Origin of the sequence: Salipiger aestuarii, from assembly GCF_003259905.1 — a bacterium.
Taxonomy (GTDB): domain Bacteria; phylum Pseudomonadota; class Alphaproteobacteria; order Rhodobacterales; family Rhodobacteraceae; genus Salipiger; species Salipiger aestuarii.
In genome coordinates, this window is record NZ_QLMG01000014.1 from 26,795 (window position 1) to 47,739 (window position 20,945).

Below are 20,945 nucleotides of genomic sequence, written 5' to 3' on the forward strand. Positions count from 1 at the left end.
TCCTTGGAACTTGCACGGATTCGCCGCAATCGGCGGGCAGCCTTCCGCTGCGGCAAAAGGCCGCAACAGACCAGGGAGAGCAAGATGTTCGCCGAAAACAAGCTGACCGAGGACATGGCCGAGATTCAGGCCTTTTTGCGCGCCGAGCGTGCCAAGTCGCTGACCGAAGCCGAGTGGCGGTTCCGGATGCGGGGCTATGGCTACAACCTGCGCCGCACCGAAGCAGGGGTCGAGGTCGCCCGCCTGCCGCAGAACCAGCTTGTGGGAATATTCGCGATCTGACTCGATGGGGCGCAACCACAGGAATTTGTCTCAAGTTCGGAGGTGTTTCTTAACGATTTTTTAATGTTATTAGAAATTCGTTCTTGATCGAATCGGGCAATCGCGCCATCTGCGGGGAATGTTCCGATTTTGTTCGATCCTGCTGTGCTGTCTCGTCACGCTGCCGGCGCTGGCCGGGCCCGATGGGGTGGTGCATGTGATTGACGGCGACACGATCGACGTGGGGCGCGGGGATGACCGGGTGCGCGTACGCCTGCACGGCATCGACGCCCCCGAGGGGGATCAATCCTGTGGCGGAGCAGGGGTGCCGATGTGGGCCTGCGGCGACTGGGTCACGCGCACGGTCCGCGACCGGTACGAGGGCCAGCGGGCGCGTTGCGACGCCACAGGCACAGACCGATACGGCCGGACCATCGCCACCTGCAAGGTGGCGGGCAAGGACATCGGCCGCAGCCTTGTGCAGACCGGGCTGGCCTTTGCCTACCGGCAGTATTCGATGGATTACGATCTGGACGAGAAAATCGCCGCCGTGAGCGATGCGGGGCTGCATGCGACGGGGGTGCAATCGCCTGCCGCGTTTCGCGCCGCCGGGCGTGCGGGACGCGCGGCTGTCAATGACGCCTCGGCCCCGCCGGGTTGTCCGATCAAGGGCAATATTTCAAAGCACGGACATATCTATCACATGCCCGGACAGGGCTGGTACGACGCCACCCGCATCAGCCCGGACAAGGGCGAAGGCTGGTTTTGTTCAGAAGACGAGGCGCGCGGCGCAGGCTGGCGCCGGGCCCGTCGCTAGCCTGCCGCAGCGGTCGGCGCAGCGCCGGGGAGGTCAGTCCAGCACTGCCTCGATCTGGGCTGTGACCGGATTTGACAGCGGCCGCGTCGCCGATCCCCAGCCCCTGACAAAGCTGCCGTCGGGCGCAATCAGCGCCTTGTTGAAATTCCAGCCGGGTGCGAACCCCTGGTTTGCGAGCCAGACGTAAAACGGGTGGGCCTCGGCTCCGACCACATGGGTGATGGTCGTCATCGGCATGTCGAGGTCGAAGTTAACCTCGCAAAAGTCCTTGACCTCGGTGTCGCTGCCCAGTTCCTGGCGGAAATCGTTCGAGGGCACTGCCAGAACGATCAGACCGGCATCGCGATAGCGATCGTAAAGCGCCTGAAGCCCGTCATATTGCGGGGTGAACCCGCAGCGCGATGCGGTGTTGACGACCAGCACCGGGCGCCCCTGCCACTCGTCCAGCGACAGCGTGCCGCCGTCGATGTTGTCAAAGCTGAAACTCTGCGCCGCCAGCGCGGGAAAGGCAGCGACAAGGCCAAGCAGAATGGTAAGAATACGGATCATGAGCGGTCTCTCCCTGCGGACCGCCATCTAGGGCCAGCTCGGCACTTTGCAACGCCAGCGTTTGCACAGGACTGGAAAGACCACCCCGGTCGCCCTACATCCGTTCGATCAGGAGGTGCTGTAAATGGCCGGAGGCTGGAGCCGCGACGGCGCGGTAAGCGAGCAGATCGAAGCGTCGATCTCGGACGAATTGAAGCGATTGCAGGCCCGGCGCGGGCCGGTCGGCGAAAGCCTGGCAGAGTGCGCCGAATGCGGCGAACCGATCCCGCAAAAGCGGCGGGATGCGATTCCGGGCGTCAAGCTGTGCATCGACTGCCAGCAGGATCGCGACGGGGCCTATCAGGCGCGCGGTGGTATCAACCGTCGCGGATCGAAGGATTCTCAGTTGAAGTGATCAGTCGATCTCGTTCTGGTCGGACGCGATCCCGGCGCGTTTCAGCCCGGCGCGCCACAGCGGCATCACGTCCAGCGCCGCCACCGCGACGCCCAGCGGGATCATCCAGAACCCCAGGATCGGCAGAAATCCCAGCACGCCGCCAACGATCAGCAGCGCCCCCAGCAGCAGACGGAATCCGGGGGGCACGCGCCTGCGTACACGCACCTGAAACCGCTTGAGACGGGTATTCAGGCTTCGGCCATCGGAGCGGTTTCCCTTGTGCATTTCGATCCTGCGCTAATGAATGACATCAAAAGGTTGGAACGATCCGCGCAGGGGTCAAGCCCCGGCCAGCTTTTGTTGTGGCACTTTTATGTGCTCGGACGCGCGCGGATCTCCGTGATCGACAGTGGCACGGGGGCGGCGGCGGATCATCGCGTGGCAATTCGGCCGGACGGGAACGAGATCAACCACAGGGGATACCCCGCGCGCGGAACGCGCTGCGCCGCTTTGTAGATATCGTCGGGAGACAGCCTGCCCGTCAGTCTTCCATTGCCTCCAGTTCGTCGATGAAACCTTCGATCATCGACAGGCCCTTGTCCCAGAATTTCGGATCGGATGCGTCCAGCCCGAACGGCGCCAGCAGCGCGCTGTGGTGTTTGGAGCCGCCTGCCTTGAGCATGTCGAAATACTTGTCCTGGAACCCTTCGGGGTTTTCCTGGAAGGCCGCGTAAAGCGCATTCACGAGGCCGTCGCCGAAGGCATAGGCGTAGACGTAGAAGGGCGAGTGCACAAAATGTGGGATATAGGCCCAGAAGGTCTCGTATCCCGGCATGTAGTCGAACACCGGGCCAAGGCTTTCGGCCTGCACCGACATCCACAGCGCGTTGATGTCATCCGGGGTCAGCTCGCCCCCGCGCCGCGCGTCGTGCAGCTTGCATTCGAAATCGTAAAAGGCGATCTGGCGGACCACGGTGTTGATCATGTCCTCGACCTTGCCGGCGAGCATGACCTTGCGTTCCTTCTGCGTCTTGGCCCCGTCAAGCATCGCGCGAAAGGTCAACATCTCACCGAACACGCTTGCGGTTTCGGCCAGTGTCAGCGGGGTCGACGACAGCATTTCGCCCTGACCCGCTGCCAGCACCTGGTGCACGCCGTGGCCCAGTTCATGCGCAAGGGTCATCACGTCGCGCGGTTTGCCCAGGTAGTTGAGCATCACATAGGGGTGCACCTCGGTTACCGTGGGGTGCGCAAAGGCGCCCGGTGCCTTGCCCGGCTTGACGGCGGCGTCGATCCAGCCCTTGTCAAAGAACGGCTGCGCGATGTCGGCCATGCGCGGGTCGAACCCGGCGTAGGCGTCGATCACCGTCCGGCGCGCCTCGTCCCAGCCCACGATGCGGTCGCTTTCCATCGGCAGGGGCGCGTTGCGGTCCCAGACCTGCATGGTGTCGAGGCCAAGCCATTTGGCCTTCAGCGCGTAGTACCGGTGCGACAGGCGCGGGTAGGCGGCGACAACGGCGTTGCGCAGCGCCTCGACGACCTCGGGTTCGACATCGTTGGACAGGTGGCGGCCCATCTGCGCGGATGGCATCCCGCGCCAGCGATCCATGATTTCCTTTTCCTTGGCCTGCGTGTTGTGGACGCGGGCGAAGGTCTTGATGTTGTCGCCAAAGACGCGGGCCAGTTCGGTGGCGGCGGCTTCGCGCTTGCTGCGATCCTGCTCGGTCATCTGGGTGAGGGTCGCCTCGATCCCCAGTTCTTCGCCGTCGATGGTAAAGCTGAGGCCCGCGATGGTTTCATCGAACAGCTTCATCCACGCGTCGCCGACCACGCCCATATCGTGCAGGAACCGTTCCAGTTCATCCGACAGTTGGTAGGGTTTCATCGCGCGCACCCGGTCGAACGCGGGCTTGTAGCGGGCCAGTTCGTCGCTGGCGTCAAACAGCGCGGCATAGGCATCGTCGGCCAACGTGTTCAGTTCGAGCGAAAAGAACACCAGCGGCGTGGTATAGATCGTCACCTTTTCCTGAAGGTCGGACAGGAATTTCGCGCGCTCGGCATCGGTGCTGTGCTGGTAATAGCGCAGGCCCGCAAACGACATCAGCCGCCCGCCAACCGCTTCGATCTTTTCATGACGCTGGACCATCTCAAGGAAGGCGGCGGCGTTCAGGGTGGCGATCTGGCCTTCGTAGTCGTTGGCGAACCGCGCGCAGGCGTCTTCAAGCCAGTCCATGTCGCGTTTCAGTTCGGGCGCGTCCTGCGCCGGGTAGAGATCGGTCAGGTCCCATTCCGGCAGATCGCCCAGATCGCGCCCCCCCGAAACATTGGCATCAAAGGTGCGGCGGTCATGGCCCGGGCGGGGCAGGGAAAACGGAAGCATGCGGATCCTCGTGATAACAGTCTGGCCTTAGACATAGGGGCCGCGCCTTGGCAAAAGCAATGGGCGCGGGCGATTTTGGTAACCGCGATCAGCCGTACAGCGCCAGCATCTCGTGCAGATCATCCAGCGTGTTGGCCTCTTGCGCGGGTTTGTCGTGGCGCCAGCGGGCCATGCGGGGAAACCGCAGGCTAAGCCCCGATTTGTGCCGGGAAGATGGCTGGATGCCCTCGAACGCGATCTCGAACACCAGTTCGGGCGTGACCTGACGCACCGGCCCGAACCGTTGCAGCGTGTTGCGGCGCACCCAGGCGGTGATCTTGTTGAATTCGGCATCGGTCAGGCCGGAATAGGCCTTGGTAAAGGGGACCAGTTCGTTGCCGTTCCATACGGCAAAGGTGAAATCGGTGAACAGGTTGGCACGCCGCCCGTGTCCTTGCTGGGCATAGATCATCACCGCATCGACGGTCAGCGGGTCCAGCTTCCATTTCCACCAATCGCCCTTCTTGCGCCCCGCAAGATAGGGTGCATCGCGGCGTTTGAGCATAAGTCCCTCGGCCCGCCGATCCCGCGCGGTGCTGCGGGTCTGGGCCAGCGCGTTCCATGTTTCGAACGGAATGAGGGGCGAGGCGCGGATGTTGGCATCGTCAGGCAGTTCCGCCAGCAGCGCGTCAAGCCGGTCGCGGCGCTGTTCCAGCGGGCGGTCGCGCAGGTCGGTGCCGTTTTCTTCCAGCAGGTCATAGGCGAGCATGACCACCGGCGCGTCCCTCAGCAGCTTTTTCGACACGGTCTTGCGCCCGATGCGCTGTTGCAGCGTGTTGAAGGGCAGCGGCTGGGCGCCATCCCACGCGACGATTTCCCCGTCGAACACCAGCCCCTCGGGCAGAAAATCGCGGGCGCGGGCAAGTTCGGGAAAGCGGTCGGTCATCAGCTCTTCGCCGCGCGACCAGACGTGATGCGCGCCGCCGCGCAGGATCATCTGGCCGCGGATGCCATCCCATTTCCATTCCGCCAGCCAATCGCCGGGCGGGCCCAGCGTTTCTGGCGCGCCGTCGATCTGGTAGGCAAGGTAGAACGGATAGGGGCGGCTGTCGTCCTCTTCGGCGTCGGGCGCGGCGACAAGGCGCTGCCAGGTGGTGGTTTGCGGCGTCCAGTCGCCCATCAGACGCAGGGCCATCGCGGCTTCGTCCTGTCCGGTGGCCTGCGCCAGGGCGCGGGTCATCAGTTTGCGACTGACGCCGATGCGAAAACCGCCGGTGATAAGCTTGTTGAACAGGAACCGCTCGGTGGCATCCAGCCGGTCCCACGCATCCAGGGTACGGGCCTTGCGGGCGGCAATGTCCAGCGCGGGGTAGGTCAGCAAATCGCCCAGCCAGTCGCTCAGACTGCGATCCGAGGTGTCGCCGGGCGGAGGCAGCACGAGCGCGATGGTTTCGGCCAGATCACCGACGATGGGATAACTTTCCTCGACCAGCCACAGCGGCAGGCCGGCGCGTTCGGACGCCCATTCACGCAGCTGGGTGGTGGTGACGGCGCGTTTGGGGCGCCGGCCCGAAAACAGCGCCACCGTCCAGAGCCGGTCATCATCGGGCGCGGTGCGAAAATATTCCGCCAGAGCGGCGGTTTTCACGGTGGTCCTGGTGCTTTGGTCGATGGCGGAAAACAGCGCGGCAAAGGCTTTCACGCGGTGTCCTCCGCTATGTCCTCGTCGCCGCCGAATTCGGTTGGCACGATCCGGGCGTCATAGCCCCGGCTGCCAAGCCATCGCGCAAAGATATCTGTGTAACCGTGGGTTGCGAATACCTTTTCTGCGCCGGTCTCGCGGATGGCCTGATGCAGCTCGTCCCAGTCGGCGTGGTCGGACAGCACAAAGCCCCGGTCGGCGCCCCGGCGTCGGCGCACGCCGCGCAGCCGCATCCAGCCCGACGCCATGGCCACCTGGGCTCCCCGGAACCGGCGCGCCCATGTCGCCCCCAAAGCCGATGGCGGTGCAATGACCATCGCGCCGGGGTGCTGTTTCGGATCCAGATCCGGCGTGACCCTCACTGTGTCGGGCAATGCGTAGCCCTGGGCGCGCAGCACCTCGTTGGTGTTTTCCACCGCGCCATGGGTCAGGATCGGACCGATGGCGGGATTCAGCAGGGCCAGCACGCGTTGGGCCTTGCCCAGCGAATAGGCGCCTAGCAGGCAGGGCCGGCCCTCGGCGGCGCAGGCAGACCACCAGGCGTTGATGTCGGCGGCCACAGTCGCCTGCGGCGCCCATTTGAACACCGGCAGCCCAAAAGTGCATTCGGTGATGAAGGCGTGGCATTTGACCGGCTCGAACGCTTCGCACAGCCCGTCGGGCGACACCTTGTAGTCGCCCGATGCCACCCAGACCTCGCCCGCAACCTCGACGCGGATCTGCGCCGAGCCGGGAATATGTCCGGCGGGATGAAAGCTGACCGTGGCCCCGCCGATGCGGCGCTGCTCGCCATAGCGCAGCGTGTCGATACTGATGTCGCCCAGCCGGTGCCGGATCACCGGCGCGGCGGCGTCGGTGGACAGGTAACTGTCATGCCCCCAGCGCGAATGATCCGCATGGCCATGGGTGATGAGCGCCCGCGCGACCGGGCGCCACGGGTCGATATGAAAATCGCCCGCGGGGCAATAGATGCCCTTGTCGGTAAAGCTCAGAACCGGCGTGTTCATGGCCCCGATCTAGTGCGCAGGGCACACCAGACCAGAGCGGCTCGGGCGGTCAGCGGCAGCGCCTTGTGGCGAACCTGCGGCGGCGAAGAACGCTGTCATGGCAGCGATGACGCGGCGGCGCGCGGGCGGGCCATCCATCAGCACCTCATGCTCGCCGCCCCCGACGATTTCCAGCTTGCCGCCGGGCCATGCGGCCATACGGCGCATGATGCGGGGCACATCCACGATGCGTTCGTTTTCACCGACAAAGGCGATGCCGGGCACGTCGGGCGACGGAATCCGTGCCAGCGTGGCGCATTCCGCCAACGCCTGATGCACCCATCGCAGCGACGGACCGCCCAGTTGCAGTTCCGGAACCTCGACCACCTGGCGGCGCATGTAGTCCCAGCCGTCGCGGTCGGTGGTCAGCAGGTTGCCCGCGAACGGCGCGCTTGCAACATAGCTTTCCGGGCCGGTGGTGGGGGCATAGACATGTCCCATGCCGATGCGGGCGCTGCCCCAGCCAAGCGCCCAGGCGGCGGGCCGCAGTGGCACCGCCATGCGGATGCCCCACATCGGGCCGGTAAAAGCCGCCGCTCGCACATCCAGCCCGCGCACGAGCGAGCGCAGGGCGATGCAGCCGCCCATCGAATGGGCCAGCAGATAGAACGGCTGTGGCAGATCCAGATCCCGCGCGGCGGCGACCATGGCATCGACGTCGAACTGATAATCCCGAAACAGGGTGACATGCCCGGCGCGCGGATCGGTGTGCATCCGGTCGGCCAGCCCCTGTCCGCGCCAGTCGATGGTCAGCGTATGATAGCCGTGCCCGGCCAGATCCTTCGCCACCCGGCCGTATTTCTCGACATATTCGGTGCGCCCCGGAAACAGCAGCACGGTTCCGGCCGCATCGGCGGGGCCGGGGTAATGCGCCACGCGAACGCGCAGGTTGTCGGCTGTTTCCAGCCAGAAGGCGCGCGCGCCCTCGGGTCCCTCGGCCAATGCGCCGTGGAAAGGGGCGTCTAGCATCATCTCAGGACAGAACTCCTCCCAGGCGCATGGCGGCGCCCATGTCTCCGTCGATCTTCATCCGCCCCGACATGAAGGCCGTGGTCGGATTCAGATCTCCTTCAATAATTTGCTGGAAGGTATCGGTATCGGCGGTGAGTGTCACATCGGCCTCGTGGTCGCCTGCCATGTCTTTGCTTGCCCGGGCGCCGTCGTTGTCAATGATGATGCTTCCTTCGTCCATGATGACGAATTTGGCGATGCCGTCGAATCCTGTCCCGTCCAGCCTTGCGTTCAGGGCGTCCACCGCCGCTGTTACAACGTCGCTCATGTCCCGTCCTTCATTCACGAAATCCTGTGCTGGCAATTCAGCGTCTTCAGTCTACATTCGGAAGGTATGAGCATGCGTCGACCCATAAGCAAATCTATCGTGGCGGCAGGTTTCGCCACAGTCATGTTTTCCATACCCGGCGGCGCCCTTGCGCAGGACCGGGCCGGGGAACTGCTGGAGGAGCTCGGCGCCGCCGGCTCCGCGGAACAGGCCGACCGGATCGAACGCGAGCTTGAACTGGAATGGTCCAAAAGCGGCTCTGCCGTGATGGATCTGCTGCTCAGGCGCGGACGCGACGCGCTGGAGGTGTCGCAGACCGGACCGGCCATCCAGCATCTGACCGCGTTGACCGATTATGCCCCCGGTTTTGCCGAAGGCTGGCATGCGCTGGCGCTGGCCTATTACCAGGCGGAAATGTTCGGCCCGGCGATGGATGCGCTGGAACGCACGCTGGTGCTGAACGGCGCGCATTTCGCGGCACTGCGGGGTGTGGCGTCGATCCACGAACAACTTGGGAACGAGTCGCTTGCCTATGAGGCCTATGCACGGGTACTGGAACTGAGACCGTTCGACGAAGCGGTCACCGAGGCGCTGGAACGGCTTGCGGGCCGCGTTCAGGGAATCGAGATCTAGGCCCGGTCCGCACCGGCACCGCACAGCGAACAGGACACGGCAAAAGGATCAGGGCCTCTCATGCCCCAGCGCGCACGGATCGCGGCCGTTCTTGGCCCGACCAACACAGGCAAGACCCATTACGCGATCGAACGGATGCTCGGACATCGGACAGGCATGATCGGCCTGCCGCTGCGCCTGCTCGCGCGCGAGGTCTACGACAAGATCGTCGCGGCGCGCGGCCCTTCGGTGGTGGCGCTGGTCACCGGCGAGGAACGCATCGTGCCGCCGCGCGCCCAGTATTGGGTCTGCACGGTCGAGGCGATGCCCGAGGGCATGGGGGTCGATTTTATCGGCATCGACGAGATTCAGCTGTGCGCCGACCCTGAACGCGGGCATGTGTTCACCGACCGCCTTCTGCGCATGCGCGGGCTGCACGAGACGCTGTTCATGGGGTCCGACACCATGCGCGGGCCGATTTCGCAACTGGTGCGCGGCGTCGAATTCATCCGCCGCGAACGGATGAGCCAGCTAAGCTATCTTGGTTCCAAAAAGATAAGCCGCATGCCGGCGCGCTCGGCAATCGTCGGGTTTTCGGTCGATAATGTCTATGCCATCGCCGAACTGATCCGCCGCACCAAGGGGGGCGCCGCCGTCGTCATGGGCGCGCTCAGCCCCCGCACCCGCAATGCGCAGGTCGATCTCTATCAGAACGGCGATGTCGATTATCTTGTCGCCACCGATGCCATCGGCATGGGGCTGAATCTGGACATCGACCACATCGCGTTCAGCGCGCTGACCAAATTCGACGGGCGCCGGATGCGCGATTTGCAGCCCAACGAACTGGCGCAGATCGCCGGCCGGGCAGGGCGCGGCATGCGGTCGGGCACCTTCGGCACCACAGGCGACGCGGGCCAGATCCCCGAAGACTGGGTCGAGGCGATCACCAGTCACAGCTTTACCCCGATCCGCAAGCTGAACTGGCGCAACCCCGATCTGCGGTTCGGCAGCATCGCCGCGCTGGTGCAGTCGCTGGAAATCGCGCCGAACGACGAATGGCTGGTCAAGGCGCGCGAGGCGGACGACCTGCAAACGCTCAAGGCCCTTGGCGCCGAAGCCGAGGTGCAGGCGCGCGCATCGAACCCCGCCAGCGTGCGGCTGTTGTGGGACGTTTGCCGCATTCCCGATTTCCGGGGTATTTCTCATGCGGAACATGCCGGGCTGTTGCACGTTATCTTCCAGCATCTGCACGAGCGAGGCGGCATCCCGCGGGATTTCCTGGCCCGGCAGGTCAAACGCATCGACCGCACCGACGGGGATATCGACACGCTCTCGAAACGGCTGGCGTATATCCGCACATGGACCTATGTGGCGCAACGCAAGGGCTGGGTCGATGACGAAATCCATTGGCGCGACGCGACCCGCGCTGTAGAAGACGCACTGTCGGACGCGCTCCACGAGCGGCTGACGCAAAGATTTGTTGACCGGCGGACATCAGTGCTGCTTCGCCGGTTGAAGCAGAAGGAGACCCTCTTGGCCGAGGTGAACGACAAGGGTGAAGTGACCGTCGAAGGCGAATTCGTCGGTCGGCTGGAAGGGTTCCGGTTCCGTCAGGACCAGGGTGCGACCGGGCAGGAAGCCAAGACGCTGAAACAGGCGTCTTTGCAGGCGCTCGCGCCGCATTTCCATCTGCGGGCGGACCGCTTTTACAACGCTCCGGATACCGAGATTGATTTCACCGAACAGGGTGGCCTCATGTGGGGCGATCAGGCGGTGGGCAAGCTGGCCAAGGGCGATGACCCGCTCAAGCCGCGTATCGTCGCGTTTGTCGATGACACCGCCGGCGCGGATGTGGCGCAAAAGGTGGAACGCCGCCTGTCGCATTTCATCGACCGCAAGATCGCCGCGCTGTTCGAGCCGCTGATCACCCTTGCCAACGACGAGGCGCTGACCGGGCTGGCGCGCGGTTTCGGCTTTCGCATCGTTGAAGCCATGGGTATTTTGCCGCGTCAACTGGTGGCCGACGATGTCAAGCAGCTGGATCAGGACAGCCGGGGCGCGCTCCGCAAGCACGGCATCCGGTTCGGCCAGTACACCATCTTCATGCCGCTGCTGCTCAAGCCCGCGCCGACCCGGTTGCGGCTGGTGCTGTGGTCGCTTGCCAACGATCTTGACCATTTCCCCGAAGCGCCGCCGCCGGGTCTGGTGACCGTGCCCAACATCCGCGACGTGCCGATGCAGCACTATACGCTGGCGGGGTATCGCCCGGCTGGAACCCGCGCGATCCGTATCGACATGCTGGAACGCCTGGCCGATCTGCTGCGCGCTCAGGACAGCCGGTCGGGGTTCGAGGCGAACCCCGACATGCTGTCGATCACCGGCATGACGCTGGAACAGTTCGCCGATCTGATGGAGGGGCTGGGCTACAAGGCCGAAAAGGGCGAGCGCAGCAAGGTCCGCCCCGCCGACGAGGTGATCACGACAAGCGCGACGCCCGAGGGCGAATCGGGCGAGGCGCTGCCGGTGTTCGACGCGGCCCAGATCGAGGAAACCGCGCCCGGCGCCGTCCCCGACCCGTCCGATACGCCCCCAGCCGCCGATCTGGTCGCGGGCACGGAAGCCATCGACGACGCGGGCTACGCGCCGATCAACGAAGACCCCGAGGGCGTGCAGGACGATGACAACATCGCCGACACCCCCGAAGAGGAAATCCTGCCGGGCACCGCGCCCGACGAGGCGCTGTCCGGTCCTGAACTTGAAACCTTCTATACCTTTACCTGGGGCGGCAACCGCAATCGCGGGGGCGCCAACGCCCGTCGCGAACAAGGTGCACGCGGTGCGCCGCGCGGCAAGGGCAAGCCCCAGGCGCAGGGCGGCGAGCGCGGCGGCCATGGCAAGGGCGGCGAGGGCAAGGGCGGTCCGCGCAAGGGCAAGGGCGGCAAGCCGCAGGGCGGTCCGGGGGGCGGCAAGGCCAAGACCTATGAATCGCGCCCCCGCAAGGAAGACAAGATCGACCCCGACAACCCCTTCGCCGCCGCGCTGATGGGGCTGAAGAACAAGTCGTAGGTGGTCAGGCTGTAGATGACCGGGCAACCGTCAAAGCTGCGCATCGACAAATGGCTGTGGCATGCGCGCTTTTTCAGGACGCGCAGTCTCGCCGCCAGGGTCGTCGGGGCGGGGCTGCGGGTAAACGGACAACGCATCGCAAAGCCGGCCTTTGCGGTGGGGCCGGGTGACGTCCTGACCTTTGGTCAGGAACGCGACGTGCGGGTGATTCGCGTCGTTGCGCTTGGCACCCGGCGGGGCCCGGCGCCCGAAGCGCAGGCGCTTTACGAAGACCTCGACCCGCCGCAGGCGCGCGCTGCCGATCCGTCGGAACCGCGGGCCATCCCCGGCGGGCGCCCGACGAAACGTGACCGGCGCGTCATGGACAGGCGGCGGGATGTGCTTGAATGATCCGCCCCGCTGGTCTAACTGACCCCGAACAGCCCGATACCCTGACGGATGGACGCCCATGACTTACGTGGTCACCGAAAACTGCATCGCCTGCAAATACACCGACTGCGTCGAAGTGTGCCCCGTGGATTGTTTCTACGAGGGTGAAAACACGCTGGTCATTCATCCCGATGAATGCATCGACTGTGGCGTCTGCGAACCCGAATGCCCCGCCGACGCGATCCGTCCCGACACTGAGCCGGATATGGAAAAATGGGTCGAGTTCAACCGCAAGTATTCCGAGATGTGGCCCGTCATCATCTCGAAAAAGGACCCGTTGCCCGAAGCCGAGGAACACGACGGCGAAGCGGGAAAGATGGAAAAGTATTTCTCCGAGGCGCCGGGTGAGGGCGGCTGACCACCGATTCGCGGCCCCATCGGCCCCGCCAGCGACCCGCCCGATGGCCGGGTGCGCAAGCTGCTGATTAGGCGCGCTTTATTCTCCAGTTGCAAGATTGTGGGAAATTCACCTTTTTTGTGGTACTATCCCGCCACATGACGAAGCCACGCACCAAATGCCGGGCATGTTTGCGCCCGGGGGATTGATCCGACGACGCTTAGTGAACAGGCGAACGGAATGCATGTTGCATTTCCGCCTGTTCGTATCGTCTTTGATCGGTCCCTTTTTGCTGCAAAACGGCTTGGCTGCTAAGGACCCTGTTGTATGACCAAGACCAAGAAAAACGATTTTCGCCCCAACGACTATGTCGTCTACCCCGCGCATGGCGTCGGTCAGATCGTGTCGATCGAAGAGCAGGAAATCGCCGGCATCAAGCTGGAACTTTTTGTGATCTCCTTTGAAAAGGACAAGATGACCCTGCGTGTGCCCACGCACAAGGCGACCGAAATCGGCATGCGTTCCCTGTCGACCCCCGATGTGGTCAGCCAGGCGATGAAGACGCTGAGGGGCAAGGCCAAGGTAAAGCGGGCGATGTGGTCGCGCCGCGCCCAGGAATACGAGCAAAAGATCAACTCGGGCGACCTGATCGCCATCGCCGAGGTGGTGCGCGATCTGCACCGCGCCGACGACCAGCGCGAACAATCCTATTCCGAGCGTCAGCTTTACGAAGCCGCGCTGGAACGCCTGACCCGCGAAGTCGCCGCGGTCAGCGGTGGCGATGAAGTGGCCGCCGCGCGCCAGGTTGACGAGGTGCTTGGCCTGCGCGCCGCGTGACAGGGCGCTCTGGACGGTGAAAAATCGGCTCTTGTCCGGTTTCACGTCTGTTGATGCGCGGTGTTCCAGGGTTGGCCAGATATTGGCCAACCTGATCCCCGATCCCGACAAATCCAGGCGATGCGTGGCGGATCGGACTGAATGGCTTTTCGACAACATGCGGCCGATTCCGGCGCGCGCTTCCGAGACGCTGACGTAGGCGCGGACGTAGACCTCTTCGTATTTCATGCTGCGCCACAGGTGTTCCACGAAGACGTTGTCGCGCCACGCTCCCTTTCCGTCCATGCTGATCCTGATTTTCCAGGCGGCAAGAACCTTGATGAAGTCGGTCGGCGTGAACTGCCCGCCAAGCTGCCCGGCGACCACGCCATGGTGGCGTGCGACGGCGGTGACAGGCGGGGGACAGGTCAACCGTCCTCGGAGGTGTCGATGCTCACCGACACGGACAGCCCAGGTGTGAGCCGTTCTGCTTGTTTCTGGTCGGGGTCGATTTCGATCCGGATCGGCAGGCGCTGCGCGATCTTGGTAAAGTTCCCGGTTGCGTTGTTTCCCGCCAGCAGGCTGAATTCCGACGCCGTCGCGGGCGAGAACTGTCCGACCCGTCCCGAAAACGATCGCCCGCGCAGCGCATCCACGGTAAATATCGCCCGTTGGCCAGGGTGCATGCCGTACAGCTCGGTTTCCTTAAAATTGGCGATGATCCAGACGTCATGCCCGACAAGCGACAGCAAAGAGCTTCCGGCGCTGACATATTGTCCGGTGCGGACGCCGATCTGGCCAAGCCGGCCGTCCGCCGGGGCGCGGATCACGGTGTTGTCGAGGTCGATCTGCGCAAGTTCCACCGCCGCTTCGGCGCTTGTCAGCCCGGCCTCAAGCGACTGGCGATTGACGCGGGCAGAGTTCACGGCCTCCTGGCTGACTTCGATCTGGCTTTGCGCGGCCGCCACCGCCGATTCCGCCTGATGGCGGGTCAGTTCGGCCTGGTCCGCGTCGGTGGCGGAAATCACGCCTCTTTCCTTCAAGGAGGCAACGCGCGTCCAGTTGGAGTCGGCGGTCTGGACGGCGGCCTCGGCGGAATCAAGCGCGGCCTGTCTGGCATGCAGCGCCGCCTGCGCCGAGCGGATGGACTGGTCGCCCTTGACCAGCATGGCCTTTGCGGTGGCAAGCGCGGCCCGCGCCTGCGTCAGCCGCTGGCGATACTGCCGGTCATCAAGCCGCACCAGCACATCGCCCTTTTTCACCGCATCGAAATCGTGGGCGGTGACTTTGGCGACATAGCCGGAAAGCTGAGGGGCGACGGTGGTGACGGTGCCTCGCACATAGGCGTTTTCCGTGGTCACCACGCTGTTGGCGAAGGGCGGCAGTTGCCAGGCAAACAGAACGGCAAGAATGCCTGCCCCGCCGATCACAAGGGCGATCAGTGACGGGATGAGGCGGCGAAGATGCGGCATGGGCGAAACTTTCAAAACGGTTGGGGGGGGGCGGCTGAAGTCAGGTCGCAACAGCCGCAGTGTTGCGGGCCGCGTGCCATCGCGCCAGCCCGATATGGGTAATCAGCAGCATCAAAGCGACTGAGGCAAGCACCGAGAGCAGCAGAAAGGCATCGTTATAGGCCATCACATAAGCCTGCGTCGAAACGGTGCCAGCGATGTCGGACACGGCCTGCGACAGGCGCAGGCCGTTGTCGCTGATGGTCGCGGCATAAGCCGACGAACCTGCGCCGAGGTTTTGCGCGACAAGCGGATCGGTGCGTGACAATTGTTCGCCCAGGACCTGCATGTGCAGCGCTTGGCGATGCGATACGAAGGTATTGAACAGGCCCGAGCCGATAACACCGCCGATGCTTTGCGTCGAAAGAAACACGATTACAAAGCTCAGGATGTAGTTCGGCCCTTTGGCCAATGCCGACATCAACCCCGACAGCAAGGCAGGGGGCAGGAACAACGCCCCGGCGAAGGCGATCATCGCCTGGCTGGCGTACATCTGTTCGGGCCGTGTCAAGATGGTCGAATGGCTGTCCATGTAGGCGCCGATGGCGATCAGAAACAGCGCCACCATGTGCAGTGTCGGTTCGCGCCCGGCGGCCAGGAACCTGGCACAACAGATCCCGCCAAGAATACTGGCGACGACGATCACGACAAACAACGGGCTGATCTGCGACGGTCCAAGTCCAAGCGTCCGGAACAGTCCGGGCGCGCCCGAGGTCTGCTCCGACAGGATCATGCGAAACAGCAGCAGCGCGCCGGTAAGATGCAGGATCGCCGGGCTTGCCAGCCAGCGGATATCCAGCAACGGCGCCTTGCGGTTAAGCTCGATCGCCACCGCCACGACACCCGCCGCCAGCGAGACGACCATCAGTTCACCCAACCATCCGGTTTCGGTCCAATATAGTTGCGATCCCATCAGGAACGTAACCGTCACGCCGCCAAAGGCGATGGCGATCAATGCGTAGCTGACGATATCGAGCGCCGATATGACCCTGGCGCGGGGCTGTGGCGACAGCGGCAGAAGAAAAACCATGGACAGGCAGACCAGCGCCATGCCTAGCCCCATGACGTGCAGCGGCGTCCACCCGGCATCCGCCATGAGCAACGGCGACACGACCCGCGAAAGCGACGGCCCGAGCATGATAAGCGTCAGCGCGGCGGACAGCCCGACGCTCATTTTCTTTTGGGGGGACAACGGTTCGAGCATATACAGAAAGGCAAGCGTCGACAGCGGCGCGGACGCACAGCCCGCCACAAACTGCACGGTTATCGCCGAGTGCAGATCCGTGACCATAAGGCTTAGCAGCGCAACCAGAACGTAAAAGACGATGCCGATTTCGGCAAACCTGCGCAGGCCGTACTGGGTTCGGATCTTTATCAGCAGCAGGGGCAACGACGCACGGGGCGCCATGTAAGCGGCCGTCAGCCAGATCGACTGGTTGGTGGTGGCGCCGATTTCGCCGCCGATCTGGGGCAGGTTGGAGCTGACAAAGCCCTGTCCCAGGCCCTGGGTCAGCGCCAGCAGCGCCGATGCTCCCATGTAGGCCGCGGCTCGCTGCCAGGGCATCGCCACGAAGGGGGGCGGCGCTTTCGGAGCGGGGGCGGATGATGCGTCCGCGTCTTCGCGGGTCATGAGTCGCCGCCTTCCAGATTGGCAAGCAGCTTCAGCACCAGACCGGTCGCGGCGCGGGTGTCGTCGGGGTCGACGCCCTGGAACACCTGTCGGCTCATATCGTTGCAGAAGGTCAGGATATTCCGCGCTTTGCCGCGCGCGTGGTCGGTCAGAAAGATGCAGCGTACACGCTTGTCGCCGTCCAGTTGGCGCCGTTCGACGAAACCGCTCTGTTCGAGCTTGTCCAGCAGGCGGTTCACCGTGGGCGTTTCGATGTCCAACGCATCGGCCAGCTCGGTCTGGGTCAATCCCTCTTTCTCCTGGATCTTGAGCAGCGCGCGGGCACGCGACAACGTCATGTCAAGAGATTTGGCCTCGGCGTCGAACTGCTTGCGCATTTCGCGAAGCAGCCGGAACGTAAGGTCCAGGAATCGGCGGTCGACGCTTTGCATGTGCGGCATATCCTTAGCTTCGCAATTATTAGCCAGCTAATGTGACCGACGTGCGAATTCAAGATCGTTCCCATTTTCTGGTAACCGCAGGGTGGCCTGTGGCAAAACCGATTGCGTCGCCAGATTTCCGCGATGCCCTGATCGTGCTGTGTGCCGCAGGTCATGCGGATGCTACCCTGCGACGAAACTGCGATGCTTTCCGTCGGGAAGGCCGGCAAAGCAATGACCATGGATCACATGCGTCGGGGCATCCCGGGGGCGGCGACCTGGCCTCTGCTGCTGGAAGACAGCCGCGCCACGCGAGCTTTTCTTGATGAAATCATCGCTGCATCGCAGCAATAGGGGGGTGCAGGTACAGGGAAAGCAAGGCTTTCCTTTTTTTCTGCGCTCGCATAGGCTTTTGCAACGATGCTTCACGCCAGGGAGGGTTGACATGGCCGAAAAACTCAAGCCGCTGCTGATCAAGCGATATGCCAGTCGCCGTCTCTACAACACGGAGACCAGCGATTACGTCACGCTTGAAGACATTTCGGGCTTTATCCGCGAAGGGCGCGACGTTCAGATCGTCGATCTGAAATCCGGCGACGACCTGACGCGGCAATACCTGCTGCAAATCGTGGCAGAACATGAATCGCGCGGGGAATCGGTGTTGCCGATCAACGTGTTGACCGACCTGGTGCGCAGCTACACCACCACGGCGACCTCGGCGGTGCCCCAGTTCCTTGCCGCCAGTTTCGAGGCGTTCCGCGAAAGCCATAACAAGTGGGCCGAAAGCGTATCGTCGAACCCGATGATGCCCAAGATACCGGGGTTCGAGGCGATGCAGGCCCAGCAAGAGGCGTTTCTCAAGGCGATGACGGGGGGCATGGGCAATCAATGGTCCGCGCCCGACGCCGACACAGGCGAAGAAGAAGATCTGGACGCCATAAAGAAACAGCTTGCCGAGTTGCAATCGAAACTGTCCAGGATCGAAAAGTAATCCCGGCGTCCTGCGGCGGGGCAGGGGCGGCGCCGGGCACGCCTTTTGCGTTCAGGTGCCGTAGGCGCGGCCGGGACCCATCACCTGCTCGGCGGCAGCCGACAGAATATCGGCCACAAGCGCGCAATCGTCCAGCGTCAGCCGGGCGGGCAGGCGGGTGTCACAGGCCGTCTCCAGCATGGCACGGGTGCGCGGCAGCTCCGGCATTTCGGGCAGAAAATGCCAGTTCCAGAACGCGCGGGCATTGTCGGTCGACAGCCCGAACACCTGCACCTTGATGCCCATCGTGGCTGCGGCATCGGCAAAGGCGCGCACCTCTTGTCGGTCCATGCCGACAAGATTGAATTGTAGCGAATCCGGCGCGCGTTCTTCCGGTTCCAGCTTGTCGGGCACCGAAATCCAGGCCGAGCGTCCGATCCGCGCGGCGACGAAATCGTGGTTGCGCCGGCCATCGCTCACGCGGCGGCTGACATGGGCCAGCTGCGGGCGGATCACCGCCGCGGACAGATTTGACATGCGCAGATTGTAGAGCGGCAGCTTGTTCTGCCAGCGCGCGAACGCCTGCGCCAGTGCGCCGGTGTTGTCGCCGTGGGCGATGTGTTTCTTCCAGTTGTGTTCATACGCCCCGGACAGGATCACCGCCTGCGCGGCGAGGTCGGCGTCGTCGGTGACAAGAATGCCGCCTTCGCCCGCGTTTACCAGCTTGTAACTCTGAAACGAAAAGCAGCCGATGCACCCGATGGTGCCGATCTTGCGCCCGCTCCAGACCGTGCCCAGCGAATGCGCCGCGTCCTCGATCACCGGAATGCCGCGCGCGTCACACAGCGCCATGATCGCGTCCATATCCGATGTATGCCCGCGCATGTGGCTGATGACGACCGCCTGAACGCTGTCCAGTCTGGCTTTGAAATCGTCCAGGACGATGCGGTAATTCTCGCCGACCTCGCACAGCACGGGCGCGCAATCCGCGTGCACGATGGCCGACGGCACGGCGGCAAAGGTAAAGCCGGGGATCATCACCCGCGCATCGCGCGGCAGGCCAAGCGCCTTGAGCGACAGAAACAGCGCCGCCGAACAGCTTGACACCGCCAGCGCGTATTTGGTCCCCATCATGGCCGCGAATTCACGCTCCAGCAGCGCCACCGGGGCATCCTGCGGTGCGGTATAGCGGAACAGGTCTCCCGATTGCAAAAGCCGGTCGATCTCGGCGCGGGCTTCGGCCGGGATGGGCTCGGCGTCGTGCATATTTGGCAGGCTGCTCATCTTTCAAAATCCCGAAAGCTGGTATCGGGAAAGCTTAAACATCATGATTGTTACAGCCAAGTGAAAACCGCCGCTTTTCAAGGTCTGTCGCAATGCCCGTGGATGCAGACCCTGTCAGATGCCAAGCCGGTCGCGCATGGCGTACCAGGTCATCGCCAGCTTCAGCAAAGGCGTGCGCAGCCCCGCGCCGCCGGGAAAGGGCGGGGTCGGCAGCTCCGCCATCGCGTCGAAACCGGCGCTGACACCCTTGGCGGCCTCCGCCAGCAAACGCCCGGCATGCACCGCGGTGCCGACGCCGTGGCCGGAATAGCCCGCCGCGGCAAAGACGTTGGGGCGCAGCCGTTCCAGCAGCGGCAGGCGCTTCATGGTGATGCCCAGCGTGCCGCCCCAGGCGTAATCCAGCCGCACATCGCGCAGCGACGGAAAGATCTCCAGCATCGGCTTGCGGACCTTGGCGCGTATATCGTCGGGGAACCGGTATGAATAGTTCTCGCCGCCCCCGAACAGCAGCCGCCCGTCCGGCGACAGGCGGAAATAATTCACCACATGGCGGCTGTCGGCCACGGCCACGTCGCGGGTCAGCACCTCGGACACGCGCGCGCCCAGAGGCTCGGTCGCGACGATGAAATTGTTGATCGCCATGACGCGGCGCGCGACGCGTGGCTGCAACGATCCCAGATAGCCGTTCCCGGCATAAACCACCTGCGACGCGCGCACGCTGCCCTGCGCGGTGCGAATGACGCACTCGGCCGCCTCATTCACATCCGTCACATGCGAACGTTCGAAAATCCGCGCGCCCGCCACCACCGCTGCCTGCGCCAGACCCTGCGCCAGCCGCAGGGGATGCAAATGCGCCGCCCCCATATCCAGCACGCCGCCGCAGTAATCGGGCGACGGGCACAGCACGCGGAACGCCTCGGCGCCCATCACGTCCATGTCGTAATCGTACTGCGTCGCCATATGCGCGGCATAATCATGCAGATGGACCACGTCAGCGGGACGCGATCCGCACCACGCGACCCCATCGCGCAACTGACAGTCGATACCGTGCCGGGTCACAAGCGAACGCACCAGCGCCTTCGCCTCTTCGCCAAGATCCCAGTACTTGCGCGCATCCCCACGCCCGATCATCGACTCCAGCGCCAGCTGGTCCACCCGCTGTCCGCTGCCAAGCTGTCCGCCGTTGCGCCCGGATGCGCCAAAGCCGACCCGGTGCGCTTCCAGCACCACCACCTCCAGCCCCGCCTCGGCCATGTGCAGCGCCGCCGACAGGCCGGTAAACCCCGCTCCCACGATGCAGACATCCGCCCGCACGTCCCCCGCCAGGGCAGGGTGCCGATGCGGATGCAGCGCCGTCGCCGCATACCAGCTTTCGGGATACTGGCCCTTCTGATCGTTGGAAAACAGCAGATCCATCCGGCCCGCCCTTTCATCTTGCCAGGTAAACTCCGGGGGTGAGGCCGCAAGGCCGAGGGGGCTGGC

Annotated in this window: 21 protein-coding genes and 1 pseudogene; 9 read left to right on the top strand and 13 right to left on the bottom strand. The window is 64.1% G+C overall.

Going from position 1 to position 20,945, the window contains the following annotated elements; genetic code table 11:
• The first annotated feature begins 84 nt into the window (after positions 1–84).
• Both ATI53_RS09410 and ATI53_RS09415 read left to right on the top strand, forming a co-directional pair.
• Positions 85–282, top strand: coding sequence for a hypothetical protein (locus ATI53_RS09410; RefSeq protein WP_111550265.1), 198 nt, complete (start codon positions 85–87; stop codon positions 280–282).
• 118 nt (positions 283–400) lie between these two features.
• Positions 401–1,078: a thermonuclease family protein gene (locus tag ATI53_RS09415; protein ID WP_111550266.1), complete on the top strand. Its 678-nt coding sequence runs from the start codon at positions 401–403 to the stop codon at positions 1,076–1,078.
• Positions 1,079–1,111: 33 nt separating this feature from the next.
• On the opposite strand, the gene ATI53_RS09420 is transcribed toward ATI53_RS09415, so the two are convergent.
• Complete coding sequence (locus tag ATI53_RS09420; RefSeq protein ID WP_111550267.1) at positions 1,112–1,627, bottom strand: glutathione peroxidase; 516 nt, start codon at positions 1,625–1,627, stop codon at positions 1,112–1,114.
• 124 nt (positions 1,628–1,751) lie between these two features.
• Here ATI53_RS09420 and ATI53_RS09425 point away from each other — a divergent pair, with 124 nt between their 5' ends.
• Positions 1,752–2,021 (top strand): DksA/TraR family C4-type zinc finger protein, encoded by a 270-nt coding sequence (locus tag ATI53_RS09425; protein WP_009504744.1) that lies wholly within the window; start codon positions 1,752–1,754, stop codon positions 2,019–2,021.
• On the opposite strand, the gene ATI53_RS09430 is transcribed toward ATI53_RS09425, so the two are convergent.
• The 6 genes from ATI53_RS09430 to ATI53_RS09460 all read right to left on the bottom strand — a co-directional run bounded on the left by ATI53_RS09430 (position 2,022) and on the right by ATI53_RS09460 (position 8,389).
• Positions 2,022–2,288 (bottom strand): hypothetical protein, encoded by a 267-nt coding sequence (locus ATI53_RS09430; RefSeq protein WP_009504743.1) that lies wholly within the window; start codon positions 2,286–2,288, stop codon positions 2,022–2,024.
• 256 nt (positions 2,289–2,544) lie between these two features.
• On the bottom strand, positions 2,545–4,383 hold the full coding sequence (locus ATI53_RS09440; RefSeq protein WP_009504742.1) for a M3 family oligoendopeptidase: 1,839 nt from the start codon (positions 4,381–4,383) through the stop codon (positions 2,545–2,547).
• Between the two features lie 88 nt (positions 4,384–4,471).
• Positions 4,472–6,064 carry an ATP-dependent DNA ligase gene (locus ATI53_RS09445; protein WP_009504741.1) on the bottom strand — a complete coding sequence of 531 codons (1,593 nt, stop codon included), beginning with the start codon at positions 6,062–6,064 and terminating at the stop codon, positions 4,472–4,474.
• Entirely contained in the window at positions 6,061–7,071 is a 1,011-nt protein-coding gene (locus ATI53_RS09450) for a ligase-associated DNA damage response exonuclease (RefSeq protein WP_111550269.1), read from the bottom strand. Before ATI53_RS09450 ends, ATI53_RS09445 begins: the two co-directional genes overlap by 4 nt.
• A gap of 9 nt (positions 7,072–7,080) precedes the next feature.
• Entirely contained in the window at positions 7,081–8,082 is a 1,002-nt protein-coding gene (locus ATI53_RS09455; protein WP_111550270.1) for an alpha/beta fold hydrolase, read from the bottom strand.
• A 1-nt stretch (position 8,083) separates the two neighbouring features.
• Positions 8,084–8,389, bottom strand: coding sequence for an SCP2 sterol-binding domain-containing protein (locus ATI53_RS09460; RefSeq protein WP_009504738.1), 306 nt, complete (start codon positions 8,387–8,389; stop codon positions 8,084–8,086).
• Between the two features lie 123 nt (positions 8,390–8,512).
• On the opposite strand from ATI53_RS09460, the gene ATI53_RS09465 reads away from it, so the two are divergent.
• The 5 genes from ATI53_RS09465 (at position 8,513) to ATI53_RS09485 (ending at position 13,670) form a co-directional block, all read left to right on the top strand.
• Complete coding sequence (locus tag ATI53_RS09465; protein ID WP_111550271.1) at positions 8,513–9,022, top strand: tetratricopeptide repeat protein; 510 nt, start codon at positions 8,513–8,515, stop codon at positions 9,020–9,022.
• A 60-nt stretch (positions 9,023–9,082) separates the two neighbouring features.
• Positions 9,083–12,067 carry a helicase-related protein gene (locus tag ATI53_RS09470; RefSeq protein ID WP_111550272.1) on the top strand — a complete coding sequence of 995 codons (2,985 nt, stop codon included), beginning with the start codon at positions 9,083–9,085 and terminating at the stop codon, positions 12,065–12,067.
• A 15-nt stretch (positions 12,068–12,082) separates the two neighbouring features.
• Positions 12,083–12,457 (top strand): Hsp15 family ribosome-associated heat shock protein, encoded by a 375-nt coding sequence (locus ATI53_RS09475; RefSeq protein WP_009504734.1) that lies wholly within the window; start codon positions 12,083–12,085, stop codon positions 12,455–12,457.
• Between the two features lie 58 nt (positions 12,458–12,515).
• A complete protein-coding gene (fdxA, locus tag ATI53_RS09480; protein ID WP_009504733.1) occupies positions 12,516–12,854 on the top strand; it encodes a ferredoxin FdxA in 339 nt (112 codons plus the stop codon).
• Positions 12,855–13,160: 306 nt separating this feature from the next.
• Positions 13,161–13,670, top strand: a complete 510-nt coding sequence (locus ATI53_RS09485; protein ID WP_034452556.1) for a CarD family transcriptional regulator — start codon at positions 13,161–13,163, stop codon at positions 13,668–13,670.
• 153 nt (positions 13,671–13,823) lie between these two features.
• Here ATI53_RS09485 and ATI53_RS09490 read toward each other — a convergent pair.
• From ATI53_RS09490 to ATI53_RS09505, 4 genes and pseudogenes are all read right to left on the bottom strand, one after another.
• A pseudogene (locus tag ATI53_RS09490) lies at positions 13,824–14,018 on the bottom strand (IS3 family transposase); the annotation flags it as partial.
• Between the two features lie 59 nt (positions 14,019–14,077).
• Positions 14,078–15,121, bottom strand: coding sequence for an HlyD family secretion protein (locus ATI53_RS09495; protein ID WP_009504731.1), 1,044 nt, complete (start codon positions 15,119–15,121; stop codon positions 14,078–14,080).
• Positions 15,122–15,161: 40 nt separating this feature from the next.
• Positions 15,162–16,790: an efflux MFS transporter permease gene (locus ATI53_RS09500; RefSeq protein ID WP_111550273.1), complete on the bottom strand. Its 1,629-nt coding sequence runs from the start codon at positions 16,788–16,790 to the stop codon at positions 15,162–15,164.
• On the bottom strand, positions 16,787–17,221 hold the full coding sequence (locus tag ATI53_RS09505) for a MarR family winged helix-turn-helix transcriptional regulator (RefSeq protein WP_009504729.1): 435 nt from the start codon (positions 17,219–17,221) through the stop codon (positions 16,787–16,789). The genes ATI53_RS09500 and ATI53_RS09505 overlap by 4 nt, the downstream gene beginning before the upstream one ends.
• A gap of 433 nt (positions 17,222–17,654) precedes the next feature.
• Between ATI53_RS09505 and phaR the strand changes: the two genes are divergently transcribed.
• Entirely contained in the window at positions 17,655–18,200 is a 546-nt protein-coding gene (gene phaR / locus ATI53_RS09515; protein WP_111550275.1) for a polyhydroxyalkanoate synthesis repressor PhaR, read from the top strand.
• A 51-nt stretch (positions 18,201–18,251) separates the two neighbouring features.
• Here the strand turns inward: phaR and ATI53_RS09520 are convergent, their stop codons facing one another.
• The gene (locus ATI53_RS09520) at positions 18,252–19,463 is read right to left on the bottom strand and encodes a DegT/DnrJ/EryC1/StrS family aminotransferase (RefSeq protein WP_111550276.1); all 1,212 of its coding nucleotides are present in this window, start codon (positions 19,461–19,463) and stop codon (positions 18,252–18,254) included.
• Positions 19,464–19,577: 114 nt separating this feature from the next.
• The gene (locus tag ATI53_RS09525; protein WP_111550277.1) at positions 19,578–20,879 is read right to left on the bottom strand and encodes an NAD(P)/FAD-dependent oxidoreductase; all 1,302 of its coding nucleotides are present in this window, start codon (positions 20,877–20,879) and stop codon (positions 19,578–19,580) included.
• Positions 20,880–20,945: the final 66 nt, after the last annotated feature.

What these genes read in the sequence shown, in the direction of transcription:
- ATI53_RS09475 (WP_009504734.1), top strand. Translation starts at nt 12,083, where the DNA reads ATGACCGGGCAACCGTCAAAGCTGCGCATCGACAAATGGCTGTGGCAT.
- ATI53_RS09525 (WP_111550277.1), bottom strand. Translation starts at nt 20,879, where the DNA reads ATGGATCTGCTGTTTTCCAACGATCAGAAGGGCCAGTATCCCGAAAGC.
- ATI53_RS09415 (WP_111550266.1), top strand. Translation starts at nt 401, where the DNA reads ATGTTCCGATTTTGTTCGATCCTGCTGTGCTGTCTCGTCACGCTGCCG.
- ATI53_RS09430 (WP_009504743.1), bottom strand. Translation starts at nt 2,288, where the DNA reads ATGCACAAGGGAAACCGCTCCGATGGCCGAAGCCTGAATACCCGTCTC.
- ATI53_RS09520 (WP_111550276.1), bottom strand. Translation starts at nt 19,463, where the DNA reads ATGAGCAGCCTGCCAAATATGCACGACGCCGAGCCCATCCCGGCCGAA.
- ATI53_RS09470 (WP_111550272.1), top strand. Translation starts at nt 9,083, where the DNA reads ATGCCCCAGCGCGCACGGATCGCGGCCGTTCTTGGCCCGACCAACACA.
- ATI53_RS09425 (WP_009504744.1), top strand. Translation starts at nt 1,752, where the DNA reads ATGGCCGGAGGCTGGAGCCGCGACGGCGCGGTAAGCGAGCAGATCGAA.
- ATI53_RS09455 (WP_111550270.1), bottom strand. Translation starts at nt 8,082, where the DNA reads ATGATGCTAGACGCCCCTTTCCACGGCGCATTGGCCGAGGGACCCGAG.
- ATI53_RS09465 (WP_111550271.1), top strand. Translation starts at nt 8,513, where the DNA reads ATGTTTTCCATACCCGGCGGCGCCCTTGCGCAGGACCGGGCCGGGGAA.
- ATI53_RS09410 (WP_111550265.1), top strand. Translation starts at nt 85, where the DNA reads ATGTTCGCCGAAAACAAGCTGACCGAGGACATGGCCGAGATTCAGGCC.
- ATI53_RS09440 (WP_009504742.1), bottom strand. Translation starts at nt 4,383, where the DNA reads ATGCTTCCGTTTTCCCTGCCCCGCCCGGGCCATGACCGCCGCACCTTT.
- ATI53_RS09505 (WP_009504729.1), bottom strand. Translation starts at nt 17,221, where the DNA reads ATGCAAAGCGTCGACCGCCGATTCCTGGACCTTACGTTCCGGCTGCTT.
- ATI53_RS09420 (WP_111550267.1), bottom strand. Translation starts at nt 1,627, where the DNA reads ATGATCCGTATTCTTACCATTCTGCTTGGCCTTGTCGCTGCCTTTCCC.
- ATI53_RS09485 (WP_034452556.1), top strand. Translation starts at nt 13,161, where the DNA reads ATGACCAAGACCAAGAAAAACGATTTTCGCCCCAACGACTATGTCGTC.
- phaR (WP_111550275.1), top strand. Translation starts at nt 17,655, where the DNA reads ATGGCCGAAAAACTCAAGCCGCTGCTGATCAAGCGATATGCCAGTCGC.
- ATI53_RS09500 (WP_111550273.1), bottom strand. Translation starts at nt 16,790, where the DNA reads ATGACCCGCGAAGACGCGGACGCATCATCCGCCCCCGCTCCGAAAGCG.
- ATI53_RS09460 (WP_009504738.1), bottom strand. Translation starts at nt 8,389, where the DNA reads ATGAGCGACGTTGTAACAGCGGCGGTGGACGCCCTGAACGCAAGGCTG.
- ATI53_RS09495 (WP_009504731.1), bottom strand. Translation starts at nt 15,121, where the DNA reads ATGCCGCATCTTCGCCGCCTCATCCCGTCACTGATCGCCCTTGTGATC.
- ATI53_RS09450 (WP_111550269.1), bottom strand. Translation starts at nt 7,071, where the DNA reads ATGAACACGCCGGTTCTGAGCTTTACCGACAAGGGCATCTATTGCCCC.
- fdxA (WP_009504733.1), top strand. Translation starts at nt 12,516, where the DNA reads ATGACTTACGTGGTCACCGAAAACTGCATCGCCTGCAAATACACCGAC.